Origin of the sequence: Crossiella sp. CA198, assembly GCF_052078295.1 — a bacterium.
Lineage (GTDB): Bacteria > Actinomycetota > Actinomycetes > Mycobacteriales > Pseudonocardiaceae > Crossiella.
Genome location: NZ_JBQJIM010000010.1, coordinates 151,800 through 165,449, shown reverse-complemented (window position 1 = coordinate 165,449; position 13,650 = coordinate 151,800). Strand labels below are relative to the sequence as shown.

Annotated in this window: 12 protein-coding genes; 8 read left to right on the top strand and 4 right to left on the bottom strand. The window is 70.7% G+C overall.

Going from position 1 to position 13,650, the window contains the following annotated elements; translation table 11 throughout:
* Positions 1–3: 3 nt before the first annotated feature.
* Entirely contained in the window at positions 4–345 is a 342-nt protein-coding gene (locus ACTOWY_RS18435; RefSeq protein WP_441310869.1) for a YciI family protein, read from the bottom strand.
* 122 nt (positions 346–467) lie between these two features.
* On the opposite strand from ACTOWY_RS18435, the gene ligD reads away from it, so the two are divergent.
* Positions 468–1,415 carry a non-homologous end-joining DNA ligase gene (gene ligD / locus ACTOWY_RS18430; RefSeq protein ID WP_441310868.1) on the top strand — a complete coding sequence of 316 codons (948 nt, stop codon included), beginning with the start codon at positions 468–470 and terminating at the stop codon, positions 1,413–1,415.
* Here the strand turns inward: ligD and ACTOWY_RS18425 are convergent.
* The gene (locus ACTOWY_RS18425; RefSeq protein WP_441310867.1) at positions 1,399–1,635 is read right to left on the bottom strand and encodes a DUF6480 family protein; all 237 of its coding nucleotides are present in this window, start codon (positions 1,633–1,635) and stop codon (positions 1,399–1,401) included. The two genes, ligD and ACTOWY_RS18425, sit on opposite strands and share 17 nt — an antisense overlap.
* A gap of 51 nt (positions 1,636–1,686) precedes the next feature.
* Here ACTOWY_RS18425 and ACTOWY_RS18420 point away from each other — a divergent pair, with 51 nt between their 5' ends.
* From ACTOWY_RS18420 to ACTOWY_RS18390, 7 genes are all read left to right on the top strand, one after another.
* Positions 1,687–3,444: a thiamine pyrophosphate-dependent enzyme gene (locus ACTOWY_RS18420; RefSeq protein ID WP_441310866.1), complete on the top strand. Its 1,758-nt coding sequence runs from the start codon at positions 1,687–1,689 to the stop codon at positions 3,442–3,444.
* 89 nt (positions 3,445–3,533) lie between these two features.
* Complete coding sequence (locus tag ACTOWY_RS18415; RefSeq protein ID WP_441310865.1) at positions 3,534–4,331, top strand: ArsR/SmtB family transcription factor; 798 nt, start codon at positions 3,534–3,536, stop codon at positions 4,329–4,331.
* 636 nt (positions 4,332–4,967) lie between these two features.
* The gene (locus ACTOWY_RS18410) at positions 4,968–6,002 is read left to right on the top strand and encodes a FecCD family ABC transporter permease (protein ID WP_441310864.1); all 1,035 of its coding nucleotides are present in this window, start codon (positions 4,968–4,970) and stop codon (positions 6,000–6,002) included.
* Complete coding sequence (locus ACTOWY_RS18405) at positions 5,999–6,775, top strand: ABC transporter ATP-binding protein (protein ID WP_441310863.1); 777 nt, start codon at positions 5,999–6,001, stop codon at positions 6,773–6,775. The genes ACTOWY_RS18410 and ACTOWY_RS18405 overlap by 4 nt, the downstream gene beginning before the upstream one ends.
* On the top strand, positions 6,772–7,809 hold the full coding sequence (locus ACTOWY_RS18400) for an ABC transporter substrate-binding protein (protein ID WP_441310862.1): 1,038 nt from the start codon (positions 6,772–6,774) through the stop codon (positions 7,807–7,809). The genes ACTOWY_RS18405 and ACTOWY_RS18400 overlap by 4 nt, the downstream gene beginning before the upstream one ends.
* Before the next feature lie 33 nt (positions 7,810–7,842).
* Complete coding sequence (locus tag ACTOWY_RS18395) at positions 7,843–8,085, top strand: Rv0909 family putative TA system antitoxin (protein ID WP_441310861.1); 243 nt, start codon at positions 7,843–7,845, stop codon at positions 8,083–8,085.
* A gap of 17 nt (positions 8,086–8,102) precedes the next feature.
* A complete protein-coding gene (locus ACTOWY_RS18390) occupies positions 8,103–11,591 on the top strand; it encodes a TM0106 family RecB-like putative nuclease (RefSeq protein ID WP_441310860.1) in 3,489 nt (1,162 codons plus the stop codon).
* Here the strand turns inward: ACTOWY_RS18390 and ACTOWY_RS18385 are convergent.
* On the bottom strand, positions 11,581–12,759 hold the full coding sequence (locus ACTOWY_RS18385; RefSeq protein WP_441310859.1) for a cytochrome P450: 1,179 nt from the start codon (positions 12,757–12,759) through the stop codon (positions 11,581–11,583). The two genes, ACTOWY_RS18390 and ACTOWY_RS18385, sit on opposite strands and share 11 nt — an antisense overlap.
* A gap of 456 nt (positions 12,760–13,215) precedes the next feature.
* Positions 13,216–13,347: a hypothetical protein gene (locus ACTOWY_RS18380; RefSeq protein WP_441310858.1), complete on the bottom strand. Its 132-nt coding sequence runs from the start codon at positions 13,345–13,347 to the stop codon at positions 13,216–13,218.
* Positions 13,348–13,650: the final 303 nt, after the last annotated feature.

The following is a 13,650-nucleotide window of genomic DNA, read 5'->3' as shown; positions in this document are numbered from 1 at the left end:
CGATCAGTTCCCGAAGTCCGCGACCGGCCGCACCACGACCGCCCCACCACCCCAGGACCCAGGGCAGCGCGCCGCCCACTTCAGCGCCTCGTCCAGATCGGGCACGTCGATGATGTCGTAGCCGCCGAGCACCTCCCGGGTCTCGGCGAACGGACCGTCGGTGACCGTCCGCTCCCCCGACCCGCTGACCTGCACCGTCGTCGCCGTCACCAGGTCGGCCAGGGCGTGCCCGCTGACCCACACCCCCGCGTCCTTCAGCTCCTTTTCATAGGCCACCCAGTCCTCGAACGTGCAGCCGTTGTCCGCGTCCTTGTCCGCGGCCATGATCATCAGCATGTACTTCACAGTGGTGCTCCCGTCAGTTCTGGTGCTGGCGTACACCATGACGACGAACAGCCCCCGGCGATATCGACACGCCCCAGCGAACTTTTTCCGGTAGCCCCGCGCCAACGGGGTACCCGGGTCGAATGAGCACCGACAACATCGTGGTCGCGGTCGAGGAACGCCAGGTGCGCCTGACCAACCTGGACAAGGTGCTCTACCCGGGCAACCGCACCACCAAATCCGAGGTCATCGACTACTACGCGCACATCGCCCCGGTCCTGCTCCCACACCTCCAGGACCGCCCGGCCACCCTGCGCCGCTTCCCCGACGGCGTCACCGGCGAATCCTTCTACGAAAAAGACGTCTCCCGGCACGCCCCCGACTGGGTACGCACCGCCGAGGTGGCCACCCCGAACAGCAGCCGCGGCCGGGACAGCGTCCACTTCCCGGTGCTCGACGACCTGGCCACCCTGATGTGGGCGGCCAACCTCGCCGCCCTCGAACTGCACGTTCCACAGTGGACAGTCGGCCCCCGCGGCGGCATCCGGCCCCCGGACCGCCTGGTCTTCGACCTCGACCCTGGCCCGCCCGCCGACCTGGTGCTGTGCTGCCGGGTCGCCGAACACCTGCGCGCCGTGCTCGCCGAGGACGACCTCACCGCCTACCCCAAGGTCAGCGGCGGCAAAGGACTCCAGCTCTACGTGCCGGTACGGGTCAACGCCCCCGAACGCACCAGCGCCTACGCCAAGGCCGTGGCCCAGCGACTCGCCGCCCAACTCCCCAACCTGGTCGTGCACCGGATGACCAAGGCCGAACGCACCGGCCGGGTGCTCATCGACTGGAGCCAGAACAACCCGGCCAAAACCACCGTCGCCCCCTACTCGCTGCGCGCCCAGCCGGAACCCACCGTCTCCCAGCCCGTCACCTGGGCCGAGGTCGAGGACTGCACCACACCCGGCCAGCTCCGCTTCACCCCGGCCGACACCCTCGACCGCGTCCAGGACGACGGCGATCTGTGGACCCCCCTGCTCGACCCGCGACGGGCCTGCCCCCTGCCCCGCAGGGCCAGTCCCGCTAGAACACCTCGATGATCCCGGCGATCTGCATCACGATCATCCCCAGCACCAGCAGGGTCAGCACCGAGATCACCGCGATGGTCACCCCGCCCGCCACCCGCGACGGCGTCGGCTCCCGATGCGACAACCCCGACACCCCACCCTCGGCCGGCGGCGTCTCCCCCGGCGGCACCCCACCGCCGGGTTCCAGGCCGGTGGTGCGCTCGGGCTCGGGATGCGGCGGTCGCTGAGTCATGTCCGAGGGATAACCCGTTTCCGGCCGGACACACCGGGTAGGCCAACCGACATGGGTGACATCTGCGCGCAACGCCTCATCGGCCGCCTCGCCGACTGGGGCGTGGACACCGTGTTCGGCCTGCCAGGCGACGGCATCAACGGCCTGATGGAGGGACTGCGCAGACACCGCGACCGGGTGCGCTTCGTCCTCGTCCAGCACGAGGAGTCCGCCGCGTTCATGGCCACCGCCTACGCCAAGGCCACCGGCGGACTCGGCGTCTGCCTGGCCACCTCCGGCCCCGGCGGCATCCACCTGCTCAACGGCCTCTACGACGCCAAACTGGACCACGCCCCGGTACTGGCCATCACCGGCGCACAGGAGACCGGCCTGCTCGGCTCCGGCTACCAGCAGGAAGTCGACCTCACCGCGCTCTACGCCGACCTCGCCGAGTACAACCTGCTCATCACCAACCCACAACAGGTCCCCGGCGTCGTCGACGGCGCCGTCCGCACCGCACTGGCCCGCCGCGGCGTGGCCCACCTGTGCCTGCCCAACGACGTGCAGATCGCCCCCGCCGACGCCGACCCCTACGGCCACGGCGCCCCCGGCATCCCGCACCACGGCGCGCCGATCTTCCCCATCCACCGCCCCGTCCCCGGCACCGCGGAACTCCAGAGCGCCGCCGACCTGCTCAACGCGGGCACCCGCCCGGCCATCCTGGTCGGCGCAGGCGCGCTCGGCGCGGGCCCCGAGGTCGCCCAGGTCGCCGACGCCCTCGGCGCGCCGGTGCTCAAAACCCTGCCCGGCAAGGCGGTCCTGCCCGACGACTCGCCCTACACCGTCGGCGGCCTCGGCCTGCTCGGCACCGCCCCCAGCGCCGAACTCGTCGACGACATCGACACCCTGCTCATGGTCGGCACCAACTTCCCCTACACCCGCCACCTGCCCGACCCCGGCAAGGTCCGGGTCGCCCAGATCGACACCTTCCCCGAACGCATCGGCGTCCGCCTGCCCGTCACCGCCCCGGTCGTCGGCGACGCCCGCGAATCACTCCGCAGGCTGATCCCGTTGCTGGCGCGAAAGGAACACGACCACCTCGGCCGCTATCAGTCCAAAATGGACAGCTGGCGACGCGAGCTGGCCGCGATGGAGAACCCGGACCGCGCCCCCATCGCCCCCCAGTACCTGGCCCACCTGCTGGACACCCTCGCCACCGACGACGCCATCCTCACCTGCGACTCCGGCACGGTGACCACCTGGGCCGCCCGGCACTGGACCATCCGCGGCACCCGCGAGTTCTACCTCTCCGCGACCCTGGCCACCATGGCCTGTGGCCTGCCCTACGCCCTGGCCGTGCAACACGCCCACCCGGACCGGCAGGTCATCGCCTTCATCGGCGACGGCGGCTTCGCCATGCTGATGGGCGAGTTCCTCACCGCCGTCCGGCTGAACCTGCCGATCAAGGTCATCATCAACAACAACGGCTCCCTCGGCCAGATCCTGTGGGAGCAGATGGTGCTGGGCTACCCCGAACACGGCGTCCGTTTCGGCGAGCCCCGCTCCGACTTCAGCGGCTGGGCACGCTCCTGCGGCGCCTACGGCGCGAAGATCACCGCACCCGAGGTGCTGCCCGACGCGGTGCGCGCGGCCCTGGCCCACGACGGCCCTGCCCTGCTCGACGTCGACGTCAACCCGGACGAGCCACCGATGCCCGGCAAGGTCAGCTACGACCAGGCGACCAAGTTCGCCACCGCCTTCCTCAAGGGCCAGCCCCGCGCCAAGCAGATCGCCACCACCCTGTTCAAGGACCGCATCCAGAAGTTCTGACCACCCGCGCCACCGCACCCGGTTGACATGCAGCCGGTTGGCTGCCTATCGTTCAGGCAGCCAACCGGCTGCATGTACGAGAGGATCCGATGGACGAGGTGTTCAAAGCACTGGCCGATCCCAGTCGCCGCCGCTTGCTGGACAGCCTGAACAGCCGGAACGGGCAGACCCTGCGGGAGCTGTGCGCCGGACTGGACATGGCCCGCCAGTCGGTCAGCAAACACCTCACGGTGCTGGAACACGCCGAGTTGATCACCACCACCTGGCGCGGCAGGGAGAAGCTGCACCACCTCAACGCCGCCCCGATCAACGCCATCGCCGACCGCTGGATCACCCACTACCACCGCCCCCGCGCCCAGGCCCTAGCTGACCTGAAAACCGCATTGGAGCAAGGACCCATGGACCCCTTCGTCTACACCACTTACATCCGCACCACCCCCGAGCAGCTGTGGGCGGCCCTGACCACCCCGTCCTTCACCCAGCGGTACTGGGGCGCCACCCTGGAATCCGACTGGCGCCCCGGCTCCACCATCACCTGGACCCAGGGCGAGTGGTCGCACACCGACCCGGAACAGGTGGTCCTGGAGGCCGACCCGCACCGCAGGCTGTCCTACACCTGGCACACCTTCACCCCGGACTTCGCACCCAGCGTCGGCCTGGACCCGGAACTGGGCGCGAAGCTGGCGGCGGAACCGCGGTCGAAGGCGAGCTTCGACATCGAGGCACTGGGCGAGCTGGTGAAGCTGACGGTGACCCATGACGGGTTCGCGCCGGACTCGGTGCTGCGCGGCATGATCAGCGAGGGCTGGGCGCACATCATCGCCAACCTAAAGACGCTGCTGGAGACGGGTTCGGTGTTGCCGGAGCCTGCGCCACAGAACGCCTGACCCAGCCCGGCCAGGGCACCGCCGCCACGCACGCGAGGCCCTGGCCCGCTTGACCCTTCTCCGGCAGGTTTAGCTTTTTTGCGCTTGACCGGATTAATTTCACTCGACACTGACATTATCGACTCAATCATGATTTTGGGCGGATCTGTTCGCGCCGATGCCCGAGGGTTGGGGCTACCGCCCGCCGCGCCACCCGGCCCCAGCGCGACTCCTCGCCCGGCCCACGGCCAACTCGGCGCCACCTCTGGCCTGCCGCGCGACCGCAACCGCGGACGCCACCCGGCCCATCACGGAGACTCAGCGCCACCTCTCCCCGCCGCACGACCGCAACCCCGGACGCCACCGCAGCGCCCACTCCCCGCACCGCCCTTTCTGTGCCGCCCCTTCTGTGCGGTCCTCTCCCTGCCAGGGTTGCGTTCGTCGTCCCACCCGTCCAGATTCACTCGTCACTGAAACCATCATCACCATCAACCGCTGAGTTTGATCCCCACCCCACCTGTGCCTACGATGCGGTCGCCTTGTCGACGGCAACGGGAATCCGACACCTTCGGAGCGGTCGCGCCACTGTGAAGCCAGACCCCGTGCCGTCCACACCGCCACCTAGCGGGCCGCGTCAGCCCGGGGAGGTTTCCCGCCGTGCGTCGTTCCCTGACCGGCCTGGTTCTGCTCGCGCTGACGGCGTTGCTGCTGGTCGCGACCGCCTTCTCCGCCTCCGTCGGTGCTGAGCAACTCCCCATCGGCGCGGTACTCGACGTGCTCGGCGCGCGGCTCACCGGCTCCCCCGGCGCCGATCTCACCTTCGACACCATCGTCTGGAACCTGCGCGTCCCCCGCGGTCTGCTCGCCCTGATCGTCGGCGCCGGACTGGCCATCGCGGGCGCGGCGATCCAGACCCTGGTGCGCAATCCGCTCGCCGACCCCTATCTGCTCGGCGTCTCCTCCGGCGCGGGTGTCGGGGCGACCGCGGTGATCACCTCCGGGTTGTTCGCCGGGGCCGGGGTGTGGGCGTTGTCCGCCGGCGCACTGGCCGGCGCGCTCGGGGCGGCGGCGCTCGTGTTCGCGATCGCGGCGGCCCAGGGCGGATTGACCCCATTGCGGTTGGTGCTCACCGGAACCGTGCTGGGCTCGGCGTTCTCGGCCATCGCCAGCTATCTCGTGTTCCGCAGTGCGCAGCCTGGAGCGGCCGAATCCGTGCTGTTCTGGCTGCTGGGCAGCCTGGCGGGCGCGGACTGGGACCGCCTCGGACTGCCCCTGGCGGTGGTCCTGGTGCTGGGTCTGTCGCTGCTGGCCGGGAGCGGCTGGCTGGACGCCCTCGCCATGGGACCGGACACCGCGGCGGCACTGGGCGTGCCGGTGCGGGTGTTGCGGAACTCGTTGTTCGTGGGCCTGGCCGTACTCGTCGGAGTGCTGGTGGCGATCTCCGGCGGGATCGGGTTCGTGGGACTGGTGATTCCGCACATCGCGCGACTGCTGGTCGGGGCCCGGCACCGGGCGATGCTGCCGGTGGCGGCGCTGACGGGGGCGTTGTTCCTGCTGTGCGTGGACATGGCGGCGCGAGTGCTGGTCCGGCCGGTGGAGGTGCCGTTGAGCGTGGTCACCGGGCTGATCGGCGCGCCGGTGTTCCTGCTGCTGCTCGGGCGGCGGCGGTACCGGTTCGGGAGCGACGGATGAGGCTGCGGGCGACGGGGCTGGACTGCGCGATCGGCGGGCGGACCATCCTGCGCGGGGTCGATCTCGCCGTCGAACCCGGTGAGGTGCTGGGCTTTGTCGGGCCCAACGGCAGCGGCAAATCCACCCTGCTGCGGGTGCTGGCCGGGATCCGGCCGGCCGCGGCCGGGCAGATCCTCCTGGACGGCCAGCCACTGGCGGGGTTCTCGGCACGACAACGGGCGCGGCGGATCGCCATGGTGGGTCAGGAAGAGGAACTGCCAGCCGACCTGCTCGTCGGCGAACTCGTCGCGCTCGGGCTCATCCCACACCGCGCGCCCTGGGCAGGCGGCGACCGGCGGGAACGCGAGGCAGTCCACACAGCACTGTCTACAGTGGACCTCGCGGACGCGGTGGACCGGCCGGTGGAGCAGCTTTCCGGCGGTGAACGGCGCCGGGTTCTGCTCGCCCGCGGACTCGCCCAGGACGCGCCGCTGCTGGTGCTGGACGAACCCACCAACCACCTCGACATCCGGCACCAGCTGCACCTCCTGGACCTGGTCCGCGGGCTGGACCGGACCGTGCTGCTGGCCCTGCACGACCTCAACCTGGCCGCCGACGTCTGCGACCGCGTGGTCGTCCTGCACGACGGCCAAGCCCGCCCGGCCGCCGCACCGGCCGAAGCCCTGACTCCGCGACTGGTGCACGAGGTCTTCGGGGTCCGGGCCACCCGGATCACCCACCCGGACACCGGGCGGCCGCACCTGCTGTTCACCCCCACCCTGGAGCGTCCATGAGCCGTCCCGTCCCCCTGCTGATCGGCGCCATCGCGCTGCTCGCCCTGCCCGCCTGCGGCAGCGGCCCGGCCGCGCAGTCCGCCGCGGGCACCGTCACGATCACCAACTGCGGCACCCCGGTCAGCTTCCCCGTGCCGGCCAAGCGGCTGTTCGTCAACGACGGCAACCTGATCGCGATGACCCTCGCCCTCGGCGCGCAGGAGCAGATCGCGGCGGTCTCCAGCGTGCAGCGGGACGCCCCCACCCTCACCCGGCACTACGGCGCGGTGGTGGACAAGCTCAACTCGGTCTCCCCCGAGTACCCGGCCAGGGAAACCGTGCTCGCCCAGCGTCCGGACGTGATGGTGGCGGGCTGGAGTTACGGCTACGCCGAGGAGAAGCAGCTCACCCCGGCCACTCTGCGTCAGCAGAACGTGGCCGCCTATGTGCTCACCGAGAGCTGCCGCCAGAGCGACGGCAAGGCCGCCCGCGGGGTGGTCGAGCCCTGGCAGGCCCTGCGCGAGGACCTGGCCAACCTGGGCAAGATCACCGGGCGCACGACAGCGGCGGAGAAGGTCACCGCCGATCTGGACGCGCGGCTCAAAACCCTGCGCGAGGCGCCCACACCAGCCAAGGCGCCCACTGTGTTCCTCTTCGACAGCGGCACCGACAGCGTGTACTCCAGCGGCCGCTTCGGCGCGCCCGAGGCGATCATCAGCGACGCCGGGGCCCGCAACGCGCTCTCCGATGTGGACGACACCTGGACCAAGGTCTCCTGGGAACGGGTCGCCGCGGCCAGGCCGGACGCGTTCCTGTTCGTGGACTACCCGCCGCAGAGTTACGCGGACAAGGTCGCGCTGCTCAAGGCCCGAGCCGGGATCAACGAGCTGCCCGCGGTCAAGGAGAACCGGTTCCTCAACCTGCCCTACGCGCTGTGGACCTCCGGGCCGCTCAACATCGACGCCGCCGAACAGGTCCGCAAGGCCCTGGAAGGCTGGCAGCTGGTGCCCGCCTCCGGTGTCACCCCGAAGTTTGACGACCGGCCAGGCAACTGAGCACATCCGCCGATCCGATGGCACGATGGCGGCATGAGCTTCCTGGACAAGGCGAAAGAGCTGGCTGAGCAGGCCAAGGAGAAGGCGGCCGAGTTCGCGCAGAGCCCCGCGGGGGACAAGGCGCGCGAACTCGCCGCCAAGGGCGTGGACGCCGCGGCCAGCGGGATCGACAAGGTCACCGGTGGCAAGTACACCGACAAGATCGAGAATGTCAGCACCAAGGTCGAGGGTTTTCTGGACAAGGACGGCAAGCCGGAGGGTGACGCCAAACCCTGACCCGGCAGACTGACCGGATGCTGCGGACCGATCACGGGCTCGTCCACTCCCCGACCGACCTGGTCGACCTCATGGAGTGCGGGCACCGCAGCCTGCTCAACCAGGCCCTCGCGCTCGGCCTGCCCGGCGCGCCCGCGCCCGAACGCGGTTCCGAGGCCCTGGTCGCCAAACACGGCCTCGCGCACGAGCAGGCCGTGCTGGCCCGGCTCCGGCAACGGTACGGGGCCGGGGTGGTCGAGATCGACACCCCGGCCCCGACACCGGACGCGCTGACCGCGGCCGCCGAACGCACCCGGCAGGCCCTGGCCGCCGGGGCTCCGGTGATCTACCAGGGTGTGTTCTACGACGGCGAGTTCTCCGGCCGCGCCGACTTCCTCATCGCCACCGATGACGGCGCCTACGAACCACATGACGCCAAACTCGCCCGGCACGCCCGCCCGTCCGCGGTGCTCCAGCTCACCGCCTACGCGCACGCGCTCACCCAGACCGGGTTCACCGCAGGCCCGCTGATGCACCTGCTGCTCGGCGACGGCAGCGCGCATTCCTTGCGGGTACAGGAATTCCTGCCGCTGCTGGCCCACCTCCGGGACCGCCTGCGCACCCGGCTCGGCCAGCCCGCCACGCTGCCCGAGCGGCTGTGGGACGACGAACGCCCGGCCTGCGCGACCTGCCGCTTCGCCCAGCACTGCGCCCAGGGCCGCTCAGCCGCCAGGGACCTGTCCCTGGTCGCGGGCCTGCGCACGGACCAGCGGCGCAAACTCGCCGCCGCCGGGATCGGCACCATCGAAGCCCTCGCCGCGGCCACCGAGAACGAACGCCCGCCCACCCTGTCGGCGGCCACCTTCACCGGATTGCGCGCCCAGGCCACCCTCCAGGTGCAACAGGACCTCACCCGCACCCCGGAGGACCCGATCGGCAAGGTCTCCTACGAGATCGTGGCCCCGGACGAACTGGCCGGGCTGCCGCAACCCAGTCCGGGCGACGTGTTCTTCGACATGGAGGGCGATCCGTTCGCACTGGACTCCGACGGCCTGGAGTACCTCTTCGGCGCGATCACCCTCACCCCCGGCGGCCTGGAGCACTTCACCCCGTTCTGGGCACACAGCCGGGTACAGGAGAAACGCGCGTTCGAGTCCTTTGTGGACTTCGTGACCGAACGCCTTGCCGAGCACCCGGATCTGCACGTCTACCACTACGCGCCCTATGAGACGAACGCGCTGAAGAAACTGGCCGCGTTGCACGGCACCCGGGAGGAGGAGGTCGACACCCTGCTGCGCGGCGGGGTGCTGGTCGACCTGTACACCGTGGTGCGCAAGGGACTCCGGGTGTCCCAGCGATCCTACTCGATCAAGTACCTGGAACCGTTGTACATGCCCGAATCCCGGGCCGGGGACGTGCAGAACGCGGTGTCCAGCATCGAGGCCTACGAGGACTACCTCACCCTGACCGAGGTCGGCGACACCGACCGCGCGGCCGCGGTGCTGCGCGGCATCGCCGACTACAACGAGTACGACTGCGTGTCCACCAACCGCCTTTACCGCTTCCTCCTGGAGATCCGCGCCGAAGCCGGGATCGAGCCAGCGCCGCCGATCGATCCGTCCACTTTGGACGCTGCCATCGAGTCCGCCGCCGATGAACTGGCCGCGCAACGCCGTGCCGAACGCGCCGCCAAGCTCGCCGCCCTGGTCGACCCGCTGCTGGCGGAACTCCCGGAGAACCCGGCCGCCTTCACCCCCGACCACCGCACCCGGTCCCTGCTGGCCGCCTCGGTCGGCTACCACCGGCGGGAGACCAACCCGGCGTGGTGGGAGTTCTTCCGCCAGGTCGCCGCGCCACTCACGGATCTGGAGTCCGACAACACCTGCGCCGTCCCGGTGTCAGTGTCCACACAGGACTGGACCGCGCCGTCGGGCCGGGTGCGCAACGCCAAACGCGAGGTTCGCCTGGCCTGCGACCCGGACCGGCCACACCCCTTCGCCCCCGGCGACACCGTGCGCCTGCTCTACCCCGGCCACCGCACCAGGGACGCCCTGGTCGTCGACGCCGGAGCCGACGGCCTGACCGTGCAGGAAAGCGCCAAACCCGCCGAACTCGACGGGTTCGACGGCCGCCCCGCCGCGGTGCTGCCCGGCAGTCCGGTGCGCCCCAGCCCCAAGGACGAGGCCGTGGCCGACCTGGCCCGGATCACCGTGGACACCCTGCCGGTGCTGCCCGCCCACCCCGGCCTGGACCTGCTGCGCCGCCGCCCCCGCCTGTGCGGCAACCGGGATCTCCCTTCCCCCAACGATTTCGACGGCGACCTGGTGGCCACGGTGATCGCCGCTGTGGACGCCCTGGACGGCTCCACCCTGGCTGTGCAGGGCCCACCGGGTGCGGGCAAGACCTACCTGGCCGGCCGGTTGATCGCGCACCTGGTCGCCAACGGACGCAGTGTCGGCGTGACCTCCAACAGCCACAAGGCGGTGGAGAACGTGCTCACCGCGGCCCGTGGCGCGGCGCAGGCGACCGGGGTGGCGCTGCCGATGGCCAAGCGCCCCAAGAAAACCCCCGAACCGGACTGCCTGTGGGAGCAGCCCAAGTCCACCAACGACCTGGCCCGCTGGCGGGAGGAGCAGGGCGGCGGGCACCTGGTCGGCGGCACCGCCTGGACCTTCGCCAACGCCGCGCTGCGCGCCCAGCCCTTCGACGTGCTGATCATCGACGAGGCCGGTCAGTTCGCCCTCGCCGACGCCCTCGCCGTCTCCCTGTGCACGCGGAACCTGGTGCTGCTGGGCGATCCGCAGCAACTCCCCCAGGTCGTGCAGGGCACCCACCCGGCCGGCGCGGACGCCTCCGCGCTCGGCCACCTCATCGGCGCCGCCGACGTGATGCCGCCCGCGCTCGGCTACTTCCTGGACCAGTCCCGCCGCATGCACCCCGCGGTCTGCCTGCCCATCTCGAACCTGTCCTACGCCGGCCTGCTGCACGCCCACCCCAGCGCCGCCGGACGCGGGATCGCCGGTGTGGCACCGGGTCTGCACCTGTACGAGGTCGACCACCGGCACAACCTGGCCTCCTCCCCCGAGGAAGCCGCGGTGATCGTCGACCTCACCCGCGACCTGCTCGGCCGCACCTGGACCGACGGCGACGAGTCCCGCCCGCTCACCGAGTCCGACATCCTGGTGGTGGCCCCGTACAACCTCCAGGTCCGGGTGGTCCGGCGCGCGCTGGAACGCGCGGGCTACCCGGAGGTGCGGGTCGGCACGGTCGACAAGTTCCAGGGCCAGGAAGCCCCGGTCGTCCTGGCCACCATGACCAGCTCAGCCGCCGCCGACCTGCCCCGCGGACTCGACTTCCTGTTGTCCCGCAACCGGTTGAACGTCGCCCTCTCCCGCGCCCAGGTCCTGGCCGTGCTGATCTGCTCACCGCGGCTGGTCGAGGCGGACATCCGCAACGTCGAACACATGCGCCTGGTCGCCGGGATGCTCGGCCTGCTCGCCGAGGCCCGGCCCTGGCCTACCAGGTGACCGGCAGCCCGTCCACGCCACCACCCAGCTTCACCGCCTCCGGATCCACATTCATCGGAATCTCCGCCACTGGCACGGTCAGCGTCAGCCCCGGCAACCGGGCGATGAGCGCACTGAAAGTCTCGCTGAGCTGCACCTTGGCCAGCGGCGCGCCGATGCAGTGACTGATGCCGTGGCTGAAGGCCAGGTGCGGGTTGGGGGCGCGGGTGATGTCGAAGCGCTCGGAATCGGGGAATACCAGGTCGTCGTAGTTGGCCGAGTAGTGATCGCACAGCACCAGTTCGCCCGCACGGATGGTGACCCCGCTGATGTCGATGTCGGACTCGGCGTAACGCGGCATCACCGACTCCACCACCTGCCCCATCCGCAGCACCTCCTCCACCGCGGTCTCGATCAGCCCCGGATCGCGCGCGAGCAGGTCCCGCTGCTCCGGGTGCGCGGCGAACAAGCCGATGCCCACGCTCTGCACCCCCGGGGTGACCAGGAACGGGAAACTGATCGTGGACACCAGCGACACGATCTGCTCCACCGGCACCCCCGCCTCGGCCAGCGCGGTGATGATGTCCGGCCCCGGATGCGCCATCCGCCAGGTCACCGCCTCGACCAGATGCCCGAACACCGCGCCCACCGACGCCTCGTCATCCACCGCCAGCAGCAGACTGATGAAGGTCCGCTCATCCGGCACCCCCAGCAGATCGCTCAGCACCCCGTGCGACAACGGCAGCGAGAACTCACTGTGCAGATCGGCGGGCGGCCCCTGCTCGATCAGCTGATCCAGCAGGGCGTGCACCCGGGCCCGGATGCCCTCGCGCAGCACGGCCACCCGGCGGGCGGAGAACAACGGGGTGAGCGCGGACCGGAAGTCCCGGTGCAGTTGATTGGCCTCGGTGAAATCAGTGCCGAGCAGGTTGTAGTCGAACACCGGACTGTCCAGATACCGCGGCCGGTTCGCCGGATCCGGATGCGCGTTCTCCAACCGCCCATCCAGCAACAGCTTTTTGAGTTCGGCATGCCTGCTCACCAGCCAGGCTTCGTCCCCAGCCCGGGTCCGGACCTTGGTGATCGGCGCCCGCGACTGGAGTTCCCGGAGCACCGGATCCAGCCTGCCGACCACGGGCCGCGTGCACAGCAGCAGCGGTAGTTCCTCCAGATTTGGCGCAGTCGTCACTCCGGCAGCCTCCAGCTCGGTTACGGATGGCGGTTCGAAACCGTCGCGAAGAGAAGTTACCTACCCGAATTGCCGGAATTCACTGGTATGTGGCGTGTTAATGTCACCCGCGCCGGATTCGACCACCACAGAATTCCCCGACCGTCAACCGGCGTGCCTGGCCAGAACTCGCCATCAGCATTCAACCCGTCGATCGCGGGCGGGGCTGCGCATGCGTCCAGCGCCCAGCGCCCAGCGCAGGGGCCAGGGATCGGGGGCCGGGCGGTGCCTCACCGCCGGTCCACGTCACCGCCGGTCCAAGCCGCAACCGGGGACCGGGGCCGCCGAGGCCGGGGCCGGAGCCGGAGCCGGAGGCCGACCCTCGCCGCCAGCGGTCGCCGGGACCACGTTCCCGCCAGTCGCAGGTCGCCAGTCCACTTCACCGCCCGCCGGGCGCCGGTGGCTGGGCGCCGGGCGCTAGTGGCTGGGCGCTGGTGGCTGGGCGCCGGTGGCTGGTGGCTGGCTGGTCCGCGGCACCCCGGTGGCCGGTCCGCGGCGCTTGGCCAGCCCGCGGCGCTGGTGCCGGGCCTGCTCACCTCGCCCGGCCAACTCATCGCCTGGGCATTACCCGGCCGACGCATCACCTGGCCGACTCAGCCACGCGGGGCCGTGCCGACGGTCGCCTCTCCCCCGCCCCGCGCACCGCTTCTTTCTGCGGAACGAAACGATCAGCGGCCGAAGTTCCGCGAGCGGCACATCTCTTGGCGAACAGCCTCAGCTCACCATCCACGCCCAGGTCACCGGCCTCGGCTGCACACTAAAGGATGACGTCGGCCAGGAAACCCGGCACCAGTATAGACGGGCGGGCCTGGGTGAGCTAAGCGTCCGGCATCGCGCATCCCCGGTCCCACG

What these genes read in the sequence shown, in the direction of transcription:
- ligD (WP_441310868.1), top strand. Translation starts at nt 468, where the DNA reads ATGAGCACCGACAACATCGTGGTCGCGGTCGAGGAACGCCAGGTGCGC.
- ACTOWY_RS18425 (WP_441310867.1), bottom strand. Translation starts at nt 1,635, where the DNA reads ATGACTCAGCGACCGCCGCATCCCGAGCCCGAGCGCACCACCGGCCTG.
- ACTOWY_RS18420 (WP_441310866.1), top strand. Translation starts at nt 1,687, where the DNA reads ATGGGTGACATCTGCGCGCAACGCCTCATCGGCCGCCTCGCCGACTGG.
- ACTOWY_RS18415 (WP_441310865.1), top strand. Translation starts at nt 3,534, where the DNA reads ATGGACGAGGTGTTCAAAGCACTGGCCGATCCCAGTCGCCGCCGCTTG.
- ACTOWY_RS18405 (WP_441310863.1), top strand. Translation starts at nt 5,999, where the DNA reads ATGAGGCTGCGGGCGACGGGGCTGGACTGCGCGATCGGCGGGCGGACC.
- ACTOWY_RS18400 (WP_441310862.1), top strand. Translation starts at nt 6,772, where the DNA reads ATGAGCCGTCCCGTCCCCCTGCTGATCGGCGCCATCGCGCTGCTCGCC.
- ACTOWY_RS18395 (WP_441310861.1), top strand. Translation starts at nt 7,843, where the DNA reads ATGAGCTTCCTGGACAAGGCGAAAGAGCTGGCTGAGCAGGCCAAGGAG.
- ACTOWY_RS18390 (WP_441310860.1), top strand. Translation starts at nt 8,103, where the DNA reads ATGCTGCGGACCGATCACGGGCTCGTCCACTCCCCGACCGACCTGGTC.